Origin of the sequence: Corynebacterium propinquum DSM 44285 (genome assembly GCF_000375525.1) — a bacterium.
Taxonomy (GTDB): domain Bacteria; phylum Actinomycetota; class Actinomycetes; order Mycobacteriales; family Mycobacteriaceae; genus Corynebacterium; species Corynebacterium propinquum.
Genome location: NZ_AQXC01000002.1, coordinates 288,967 through 298,784, shown reverse-complemented (window position 1 = coordinate 298,784; position 9,818 = coordinate 288,967). Strand labels below are relative to the sequence as shown.

General features: G+C 55.8%; 9 protein-coding genes. All 9 read right to left on the bottom strand.

Annotated features, from left to right (window positions below):
• Positions 1-632 precede the first annotated feature (632 nt).
• Positions 633-1,898 carry a tyrosine--tRNA ligase gene (tyrS, locus tag B142_RS0103405; RefSeq protein ID WP_018120146.1) on the bottom strand — a complete coding sequence of 422 codons (1,266 nt, stop codon included), beginning with the start codon at positions 1,896-1,898 and terminating at the stop codon, positions 633-635.
• A gap of 2 nt (positions 1,899-1,900) precedes the next feature.
• Entirely contained in the window at positions 1,901-2,092 is a 192-nt protein-coding gene (locus B142_RS0103400) for a Trm112 family protein (protein WP_018120145.1), read from the bottom strand.
• Between the two features lie 9 nt (positions 2,093-2,101).
• A complete protein-coding gene (argH, locus tag B142_RS0103395) occupies positions 2,102-3,547 on the bottom strand; it encodes an argininosuccinate lyase (RefSeq protein WP_026167805.1) in 1,446 nt (481 codons plus the stop codon).
• 8 nt (positions 3,548-3,555) lie between these two features.
• On the bottom strand, positions 3,556-4,758 hold the full coding sequence (locus B142_RS0103390) for an argininosuccinate synthase (protein WP_018120143.1): 1,203 nt from the start codon (positions 4,756-4,758) through the stop codon (positions 3,556-3,558).
• Between the two features lie 172 nt (positions 4,759-4,930).
• Positions 4,931-5,428, bottom strand: a complete 498-nt coding sequence (locus B142_RS0103385) for an arginine repressor (RefSeq protein ID WP_018120142.1) — start codon at positions 5,426-5,428, stop codon at positions 4,931-4,933.
• Complete coding sequence (argF, locus tag B142_RS0103380) at positions 5,425-6,420, bottom strand: ornithine carbamoyltransferase (protein WP_018120141.1); 996 nt, start codon at positions 6,418-6,420, stop codon at positions 5,425-5,427. The genes B142_RS0103385 and argF overlap by 4 nt, the downstream gene beginning before the upstream one ends.
• Before the next feature lie 8 nt (positions 6,421-6,428).
• Positions 6,429-7,601, bottom strand: coding sequence for an acetylornithine transaminase (locus tag B142_RS11745; RefSeq protein WP_018120140.1), 1,173 nt, complete (start codon positions 7,599-7,601; stop codon positions 6,429-6,431).
• A complete protein-coding gene (gene argB, locus B142_RS0103370) occupies positions 7,598-8,533 on the bottom strand; it encodes an acetylglutamate kinase (protein ID WP_018120139.1) in 936 nt (311 codons plus the stop codon). The genes B142_RS11745 and argB overlap by 4 nt, the downstream gene beginning before the upstream one ends.
• Before the next feature lie 43 nt (positions 8,534-8,576).
• Positions 8,577-9,812, bottom strand: coding sequence for a bifunctional glutamate N-acetyltransferase/amino-acid acetyltransferase ArgJ (gene argJ, locus B142_RS0103365; RefSeq protein WP_018120138.1), 1,236 nt, complete (start codon positions 9,810-9,812; stop codon positions 8,577-8,579).
• Positions 9,813-9,818: the final 6 nt, after the last annotated feature.

The following is a 9,818-nucleotide window of genomic DNA, read 5'->3' as shown; positions in this document are numbered from 1 at the left end:
GTTAAGCACGCCGCCAGCGTTCGTCCTGAGCCAGGATCAAACTCTCCATAAAAAATCAGAAAAAGAGTCTGATAACCTAGTCAAAAACTACAAAAGAAAAATCAAAGAGCAACACTTACTCAAAAACGATTAATCAAATGCAGAAAATAAAGGATCCACATCCCACTAATCAAGTAAGTATCAAAAATAATAAGTACATTGACACGCTATTGAGTTCTCACACAACACCACCACCCTGCTACTCAACACCTGTTATCAACCAAGCGCCTTTCAGCAAAGCAGCNAGACCGACTTTACACACCAAGTNACTTGAACACAAACCAGAACACTGTGTNGTTNATCACAACACCGCGAACCAGACTGCCACACAAGCAACCAGCGAAACCCACCCACAACAACCACCAACCACACAGTCAGCANCCACCAAAGGCAAGCATCGGCCCTATAAAATTATCATCCATCCCCGCCAGACAAACAAAGCACAACAACCACCAGAAACAACATCCTGTGAAGTTATTTTCTCTGTCAGCCCCTCGCGGCGACTTGGATTAATTTACACACGTTATAGATTGTTCACAAATCGCCAGGTTAATGGGCAAAAACTGCGAGTTACAAACGCTCTATAACTCGAGTTAAACGGCTACCTTAGCGCCTGCGAAATTCTTCTTCCCGCGGCGCAGTACTAACCAACTTCCGTGCAATAGATCGTCTGCCGAAGGCTCCCATTCCGCGGATTCGATGCGCTCGTTGTTCACGTAGGCACCTCCCTCTTTGATGGTGCGGCGAGCAGCGCCCTTGGAATCAACCAAACTGGAAGCTACCAAGAGGTCGACGATCGTTCGCGGATCCGCGACGCCAATCTCCGCAACCGTCGTTTCTTGCAACGCCCCCTGCAAGGTGGCCTCATCCAGCTCCGCCAAGTCAGCCCGACCGAACAAAGCTTGCGATGCCAGTTGCACCGCCTCGCGGGCTTTCACACCATGGACCAGATCGGTCATTTCTTCCGCCAAACGTCGCTGGGCAGCCCGCTTGTGCGGTTCTTCTGCTACGGCACGCTCATACGCTGCAATTTCTTCTTGGGAGAGGAACGTAAACATCTTCAGATAACGCACAACGTCGGCATCGCCGGAGTTCACAAAGTACTGATACCACGCGTATGGGCTGGTCTTTTCTGGATCCAGCCACAACTTTCCGCCGCCGGTCGATTTGCCGAATTTCTTGCCGTTCGCGTCAGTCACCAATGGCACGGTCAACGCGTGGGTTTTAGCACCAGAAACGCGCCGGTTCAGATCGACGCCAGAGATAATATTTCCCCATTGATCCGAACCACCGATTTGTAAGACCACATCGTGCTCCTTATTCAAGTGCACGAAGTCATTGGCTTGCAGCAACATATAGGAAAACTCGGTATAGGAAATCCCGTCAGATTCCAGACGCCGCTTGACGGTATCGCGATCCAACATCGTGTTCAGGGAAAAGTTTTTCCCGACATCACGCAAGAATTGGACAATAGACATCCCCATCGTCCAATCAGCGTTATTGACCAGGGTGGCGGCATTGTCACCGGTAAAGTCAATGAATTGGCGCAGCTGCTTTTTAATAGCAGCGACATTCGCTTCTAGTTCTTCTTCGCTCAACATGGAGCGCTCCCCCACGTCACGCGGGTCACCAATAAACCCAGTGGCGCCACCAGCCAGCGCGAACGGTTTGTGTCCAGCTTCCTGGAAACGACGCAACATAATCATCGGCACCAGGTGCCCAGCATGCAAAGAATCCCCGGTTGGATCAAACCCGCAATACAGCGCGATGGGCTTCGACGTCGCCTCACGCAACTCATCGAGATCGGTGGACTGGTTAATCAGCCCGCGCCATTGCAGCTCATCAACGATATTGTTCATGGTTAGTTCTCTCCTTGGCAATCATTTGACCATTCCATCGCTTCTTCTGCGAGTAAGACGGGCACGCCGTCGTCGATACGGTAGGCAATGCCTTTCCGCTCGTTAACCAGAACGTTATCTGCTTCGCGATAGCTCAATGGGCCCTTGTCTTGTGGACAGGCCAAAATTTCCAATAACCGGGGATCAAGGCTCATGCGGCTAGCTTATCGCTTTGCTTTATCCGCGACAGTGATCGAGGCCCAATCCCGAAACTCGGCCGCTGCTTTTTCCACAGATTCGCGCTGCTCGTCGACACGCTCACCAGCGGTTCCGCCACGGGTGGCCCGCGATGCGACTGCTCCATCAATGGTCAGAACATCGCGTACCTCTGGGGTCAATCGCTTGTCGACGCTTGCCAGCTGCTCGTCAGTGAGATCAACCAGATCGACACCCGATTCTTCAGCCAAGCGGACACACGAGCCAGATGCTTCGTGGGCCTCACGGAACGGCACTCCTTGGCGCACCATCCATTCCGCCAGATCTGTAGCCAACGTGAATCCACGCGGTGCAAGTTCCCGCATCCGGTCTTCGTGGAAAACCAAGGTGGAAACCAACCCAGTCATCGCAGGCAACACCAGGTTGAGTTGCGCGAAGCCGTCGACAAGCGGCTCTTTGTCTTCTTGCAGATCCCGGTTATACGCCAAGGGCAAGGCTTTGCACGTTGACAACAGCCCGGTCAGGTTGCCAATCAAGCGACCAGTCTTACCGCGCTGCAACTCTGGAATATCCGGGTTCTTTTTCTGCGGCATGATCGATGATCCCGTGGACCACTCGTCGCTGAGCGTGACGTATCCGAACTCTGGGGTCGACCAAGCGATGATCTCTTCCGATAAGCGAGACATGTCGACGGAGATCTGTGCCAATACGAATGCGGTCTCAGTGGCGAAATCACGGGACGAGGTGCCATCCAGCGAGTTTTCCGCGGAGCTATCGAAGCCCAATTCCTCGGCGATCGCTTCTGGGTCCAGCTGCAACGACGAGCCCGCCAAGGCCCCGGAACCATAAGGCGAAACCGCCAATCGCTTATCCAAATCACGGAGACGATCAAGATCTCGCAGCAACGGTTGTGCGTGTGCCAGCAGACCGTGCGCCAACAAAATTGGCTGAGCTGCCTGGAAGTGAGTCTTGCCCGGCATGATCACACGAGGGTGTGCTTTTGCCTGCGCCGCCAGCGCGTCAATAAGATCCACCAATTGCGTGGCAACATCACGAATGGCATCACGGACCCACATCCGGAATAGCGTGGCAACTTGGTCGTTGCGGGAACGGCCTGCGCGCAAGCGGCCACCCAGTTCCTTGCCAACACGATCGATCAGGCCACGTTCCATGGCACCGTGGACATCTTCATCGCCTGGATCTGGGGTGAATTCACCGGATTCAACGTCGCGACCAAGCTGATCCAGGCCGTTGAGCATCGATTCCAGATCCTCATCCGACAGCAATCCTGCCTTGTGCAATACACGGGCGTGTGCTTTGGAAGCCAACACATCGTAGGGTGCCAACACCCAGTCAAAATGCGTCGACACAGACAGCGCAGCCATGGCATCGGACGGGCCGCCCGAAAAGCGGCCGCCCCACAGTGCGCCTTCGTTCGTAGAATGCGCCTGAATTCCAGCCATTAGTTATTTGCCTCGCGATCACGCTTATTGGAAATCTGAGTGGACAGGCCGTGCAACTGAACGAAGCCTTTCGCGGCGGTTTGGTCGAAGGTATCGCCGGTGTCGTAGGTAGCCAGGTTGAAGTCATACAGCGACTGGTTCGAGCGACGACCGTTGACGATGATGTTTCCGGCGTGCAGTACCAAACGGATATCGCCGGTGACGTGCTCCTGCGTCGACTGGATGAAAGCATCCAGCGACTTCTTCAGCGGGCTGAACCACAGGCCGTCGTAGACTTCCTCAGACCAGCGAGCATCAATGCTGCGTTTGTACCGAGCAACCTCGCGCTCCAGGCAAACATCTTCAATGGCCTCGTGGGCCTTGATCAACACCATCGCGCCTGGGGCTTCGTAGACTTCGCGGGATTTAATGCCCACCAAACGGTCTTCCACCATGTCCAGACGGCCCACACCCTGTGCGCCTGCACGACGGTTAAGTTCTTCAATAATCTCTAGCGGCGAAAGCTTCTTGCCGTCGACAGCGACTGGGCGCCCGGCTTCGAAAGAGATGATGACCTCATCCGGGGCATTGCCCAGCGCTGGGTCCTCGGTGTAGGCGTAGAGATCCTTTGTTGGAGGGTTCCACAGATCTTCCAAGAAACCAGTTTCGACAGCGCGGCCCCAGACGTTTTGGTCGATCGAGAATGGCGATTTCTCCGACTGCTCGATAGGCAAATCGATCTCGTTGGCGAACTCGATGGCTTTGTCACGAGTCCAGGCGTAGTCACGCGCAGGTGCGATGATGTCCAGGGTTGGATCCAAAGCGCGGAAAGAGACTTCGAAACGGACCTGGTCATTGCCCTTACCGGTGCATCCGTGGGAGACATGTGTGCCGCCGTGCTCCTGGGCAGCCTGTACCAGGTGCTTGACGATCAGCGGACGCGAAATCGCAGACACCAGTGGGTACTGCTTCATATACATGCCGTTAGCCTGCACCGTCGGCAAGCAATATTCTTCGGCAAATTCGTCGCGGGCGTCAACGACGATGGACTCGACAGCGCCGCAATCCAATGCACGCTGACGAACCGATTCCATGTCTTCACCGCCCTGTCCCAGGTCCAGAGCAACGGCGACGACTTCACCTTCCGTCTGACGTGCCAGGTATGGAATAGCTACCGAGGTGTCCAAACCTCCGGAATACGCAAGTACGATGCGGTTTTTCATGTTCGTTCCTTTACTGTTGTTTGTTGCTTTCGGTTGTTCCGGGCGCTATCGACGGGAAGCGTGCCCCGCCGTTGGTACGGAGCCAACACCGTCCGGAATCAGTGTAGAAGCCCGCCATTGTTTAACAATGTTCGGGGTTTAGGGTCTTTTTCGAACTGGGGTTACTCGGGGGTTACTCGGGCCCAATTTTCGCTGCCCCATCCGCCAAGGAGTCGATGAGTTCTTTTCCAGTGAGCGGATCACGTGCAAGTACAAAGACGGTGTCATCACCAGCAATCGTGCCGACGATGTCAGAAATACCCACTCGGTCAATGAAACTCGCAAGGTAGGGCGCGGCACCGGGTGGGGTGCGCAGCACCGCAGTGTTCGCCGAGTGATCAGCGGCAACCACGAGATCGGCCATCATTTTGCGGAGTTTATCCCGCGGCCCAGACGCAGACGGTACTTGTAGTGATTCAGCATCACCGACCGCATAGAAGCTGCGCCCATCTGTGGGTTTGATCTTCCGAGCGCCGAGCTCGTCGAGGTCTCGAGACAGCGTGGCCTGGGTGGTTTCGAAGCCTTCGGCCAACAAGAGCTTGGATAGTTGCGCCTGCGAATAAATGCGCGTCTGTTCCAGCAATTCCACGATTCGCGCTTGGCGCCCGGTACGGGAATAGGTGTGTGTCATAGCATCCTCGCTTTCGCTACTGGATTACCAGAGGCTATGCCCAGCAACCACACGAGCACGGCCTTTTGTGCATGCAGACGGTTTTCTGCCTCATCAAAAACACGTGAAGCTGGGCCATCGATGACTTCGGCGGTGACTTCGTTACCACGGTATGCCGGAAGGCAGTGGAGGAAAATCGCGTTGTCTGCTGCCTTGTCCATGATTTCTTGCGTCACCCGATACGGCACGAATGGCGTGGTGCGATCTTTACCGTCGTCTTCTTGCCCCATGGACACCCAAGTATCAGTGATCACAACTTCCGCGCCCGCCACATCTGCTGGATCCGCACTCACGGTCACGCGGCCCCCGGTAATTTTTGCTTGCCGACGAGCACGATCAACGAATTTCACCTGCGGTTGAAAATCTTCGGGTGAAATGATCCAGACATTCATACCAGCCATCGCCAGGCCCAGCATGTATGAGTTAGCCATGTTCTGGTCGCCGTCACCCAGGTAGGCAACCTTCCTGCCGGATAATCCTGCCACTCCTTTGTCTGGGCAGAGGGATTCCACCATGGTCTGCAGGTCTGCCAAGATTTGGCATGGGTGGAAATCATCCGAAAGCGCGTTGATGACAGGCACGGTGGCGTGTGCCGCCATATCTTCCAAGCCTGCTTGCTCGTATGTCCGCCAGGCGATTGCTTCGACATAGCGCGAGAGCACCCGCGCAGTATCGGCAACTGATTCGCCTTTGCCCATCTGGGAGGCGCCGGCCTCAGTGACGATGGCACTTCCTCCCAGCTGAGCGATTCCGGCATCGAAAGAAAAACGAGTACGAGTCGAAGTCTTATCGAAGACGACGGCGACACTGCGGCCGCCGGACAATGGGCGGTGGCTCAGCGGGTCCGCTTTCAATTCGGCAGCGAGAGCAAGAATTTCTTTTTGCTCAGCGGGAGTAATCGAATCATCCGCCAATAAATGGCGAAGCTGTGAAGATTGTGCTTGCGATGTCATAAAAGTCCTTAATCGAGTATTTCTTGCAGAATTGTTACGCATTCATCGACGTGGCGTCGTTCGATAATCAGCGGCGGAGTCAAGCGTACAACCTTGTCACTGGGAGCGTTAAGGATCAGGCCGCGCTCGAGACCCGCAGCGACGACCTCTTTCGCGTCCGCTGACTCGAGCACCACTCCGAGCATCAACCCGGTGCCGCGAACTTCCGAGACCCCGGAAATCTGCTGCAGCTGGCCGCGAAGATACGCACCAATTTCACGTACATGCTGCAAGAATTTTTCATCCAGAGTGTTAAGCACCGTGCGGGCCGCTGCCAAAACCACGGGATTTCCACCAAACGTGGTGCCGTGTTGGCCAGGCTGGAGGTATTGTGCAGCTGCGCCGCGAGCAAGCACTGCCCCCATCGGCAGACCACCACCGAGGCCTTTGGCCATGGTGACGACGTCTGGCACCACTCCGGCGTACTCGTGGGCGAAGAATTTTCCGGTTCGCCCTACCCCGGTTTGTACCTCATCAGCGACCATGAGAATGCCATAGTCATCGCACAACTGGCGCACTGCAGCCAGGAAACCTTCCGGCGCAGGTATAACTCCAGTTTCGCCCTGAATCGGCTCGGCGAAAATTGCGGCAATACCGTCGGGATCTTCTTCAACGATTTCGCGCAATTTTTGCACGTCGCCGTAGGGGTAGAAGTCCACACCACCTGGCAGGGGTTCAAATGGGGCCCGCTTTTCTGGTTGTCCCGTCAGCGCGAGTGCTCCCATAGTGCGCCCATGAAACCCGGCCTCTGCGGCCAAGACCCGGCCACGACCTGTCAGGCGGGCAATCTTGAACGCAGCCTCATTCGCTTCCGCCCCGGAATTGCAGAAAAACACCCGAGCGCTGTCGTCGCTGCCACCAGCGAAGCGTTGTTTCAGCGCGGTTGCGACCTCGATTGAATGCGGGGTGGCGAAGATATTTGAGGTATGCCCCAGTGTGGCGATCTGCGTGCTGACTGCCTCGACAATATCCGGGTGCGCTTGCCCTAAAGCATTAACCGCGATGCCAGCTAGCATGTCAAGATAACGCTTGCCCTCAGTATCGGTGAGATACATACCTTGCCCACCGGTTAAGCTGATAGCGGGGGTACCGTAATTATTCATCAGTGCACTAGACCAATCGTTTGCTGTTTTCTGCATCATGCGTGATCATCCTTTCGCAGCACGGTTCCGCCGGGATAATCCGTGCTTCGGTGATTATTTGGCAACACCATGGTGCCCACACCGCCTTCGGTGAGCAGCTCCAGTACCACGGAGTGCGCTTCCCTACCGTCGATGACGTGGGCTGCATTAACACCGCCACGAACTGCATTCAGGCAGGCTTCCATTTTCGGGATCATGCCGCTATCCAGCCCCGGTAGCAAGGCGTCGAGTTCATCAACTTCAATGGTGGAAACCAGCGAGTCGCGGTCCGGCCAGTCTTTGTAGAGCCCTTCCACATTGGTCAGCACCAGCAAGCGCTCCGCGCCAATCGCGGAAGCTAGTGCGCCAGCAGCAATATCGGCATTAATGTTGTAAACCTCGCCGTCGTGATCCGGCGCGATTGTGGAAACCACAGGAATGCGCCCGGCAGCAATAATGTCCATCAAGGCTTCCGGATTGACGCTAACGATATCGCCGACGTGCCCAATATCTACTTGTTCACCCTCGATATCCAGGTAGCGCTTTTCTGCGGTAAACAGCCCAGCGTCTTCACCAGAGGTTCCCACCGCATACGGCCCGTGCGAGTTGATAAGACCCACCAAGTCACGGCCAACTTGCCCAAACAGCACCATGCGTACGACGTCCATGACTTCTGGAGTAGTAACCCGAAAGCCGCCCTTAAACTCGCCTTCAAGGCCGAGACGCTCTAACATCTCCGAAATCTGCGGTCCACCACCGTGGACGACGACGGGGCGAGCCCCGATTGTCCGTAGCAACACCATGTCTTTCGCGAACGCTGCTTTTAGCTCGTCATCCACCATGGCATTGCCGCCATACTTGACGACGACGATCTTGCCGCGGAGGTGTTGTAGCCATGGCAATGCTTCAGACAGCACTGCTGCTCGGTCGCGGTTACTCAGGTGTTCCAACATTGCCACCGGCTCCTTATTTCCTAGTTTCTGTCTTGGGCATGCGTTATGAGCTGTATGCCGAATTAATTTCGACGTAGTCATGGGATAGATCAGTGGTGCGCACGAAAGCGCTACCCGGGCCACCGGTGCCAAGATCTACTCGGACGTCGATATCAGCCCCGGTCAAGTCGACCTCGCGTGCAGCCGGGGTACCAGTGGTGGCTTTACAGACCGCATGGTTATTGAAATAGACGCTGATGTTATCCGGATCCATGTCCGCATCAGCCATACCGACGGCGGCCAAAACGCGACCCCAGTTGGGGTCTGAACCGAACATGGCGCATTTGAAGAGGTTATCGCGGCCCAACGTGCGAGCGGCATTAAGCGCCTGCGCATCATTCGTGGTGCCTTCGACAGTGATTTTCACCCGCTTGGTGACGCCTTCAGCATCCGCTTGCAACTGGTCTGCCAAGTCAGCACAGGCCGCGAGAACCGCATCATTCAACGCTTCTTGCGTGGCAGTTTCACCGGATGCCCCGTTGGCCATCAGTACCACGGTGTCGTTCGTGGAAGTCGATCCATCCACATCGAGGGTGTCAAAAGTTAGCGCCGTTGCTTTCTGCAACGCGATAGCGAGTTGTTCTGGAGTGGCGGACAGGTCCGTCGTCAAGCACACCAACATGGTGGCCAGCGATGGTGCCATCATGCCGACGCCTTTGCCCATTCCACCGAGGCTCCACCCATCGCCATTCACCAGGGTTTGTTTCACCGTGGTATCGGTGGTCATGATCGCTCGTGCTGCACCCTCGCCATGCTCTGGGGTATCTCCTAATACATCAGGTAGCTTTTCGATACCAGCGGACACGTTGTCCATCGGCATCGGCTCGCCAATCAACCCGGTGGAACAGACAGCGACGTGATTGGGGTCGAAATTCAGCAATTGCGCGAGTTCAGCCTGCATTTGCTGCGCGTCGCGAAGCCCCAGTGCACCATTGCACGCGTTGGCGTTGCCGGCGTTATACAGCACTGCGCGCAACTGACCGTCGGCAAGAGCTTCGCGCGAGACCTTGACCGGCGCAGCCACCACGCGGTTCCGAGTAAAAACTCCTGCCGCGGAAAATTCAGGGCCATCATTGACAACGAGCGCTAGGTCAGTCTTGCCGGAGGGCTTAATTCCCGCTTTGACACTCGCCGCCCGAAACCCCTGCGGCACGGTAACCCCGCGGGCACGATGGGCAGACTGCGTATTCGCGGCTGCCTGTGTCGTGGAGTTGTCTGCGCTGATCTCTGGGTTGGTCATAGGAAA